At 69.6% G+C, this 1,020-nt stretch carries 1 pseudogene; it reads left to right on the top strand.

The annotated features are described in order from the left end of the window. Window positions 1-1,020, top strand: a pseudogene (locus AC1VAN_RS22845) (usher protein); the annotation flags it as partial.

Genomic DNA, 1,020 nt, shown 5'->3' on the forward strand with positions numbered 1-1,020 from the left:
GTGCTTCGTGGAATGTGTACCACCAGCGCATGCGCGGCCGTGCCTGCCAGTTCGAGGATGACGCCCGCGACCGGCTCGGCTGCGCCGATTCGCTCAGCGCCTCGATGGCGCTGCCGGTGGCCGGCGGCAACGCCTACGTGGCCTATACGCGCCGCCAGACCTGGCGTGCAGGCACCGTGCGGCCGGGGCTGGATGATGATCCGCTGGCCGGGCTTGACCCGCTGCTGCCGCCGTGGATGCCACAGCCCACGCGCATACCGCAGCTCAGCCGCACCTGGCAGGCCAGCTACAGCCGCAGCCAGCGCTGGGGCGAGTTCAGTGTCTCCAGCCGCATCGGCGTGTGGCAGCAGACCAGCGGCGGTGGACTGCGCGATGGACGTGACCGCGGCATCTACCTCAATTTCAGCCTCAACCGCCTGCAGCACGATGACCGCGGCAGTTCGCAGCGACGCTATGGCGTGGACGTGCGGCAACCACAGCATGCGCGGCCGGACATCAACTACAGCGCCGGGAAGACGCTGCGCCAGGAATACGAGGATCAGTACCGCGAGGTATCGGGCGAACTGCGCGGCAACAACAACGAGCGCTACAGCGCCACGCTGAGTACCCAGCTGCAGAACCGCATCGGCCAGACCGGTGCCACGGTGTCGCGCTACCAGCACCAGGGTGGCAACGAAGTGGCGTACAGCGCCACGCACAGTTCCGGCCTGGCCATCGGCAAGCGCGGCGTGTACTGGGGCGCTGGCGTTGGCGCCGCCGCGGGGCTGGCAGTGCAGGTGGATGACACCGACGACCTGGACCTGAGCGGTGTTGCCGCCGAGCTGCAGGTGGGCGGGCTGCGTCGACAGCGACTGAAGCTGGGCGAGCGCCGGCTGCTGCCGATTTCCGCCTACCAGTCGCACCGCGCTGAAGTGCAGGACGCCAGCGCCCTGGACAGCATCGCCGCCGTGCGCGTGAGCGGTGTGGGCGGCGCGCGTCCGTTGTTCCTGCCACCAGGCCGGCTGGTGCGCATGCCGGTGC

The organism is Stenotrophomonas sp. 05L44_2 (genome assembly GCF_056665995.1).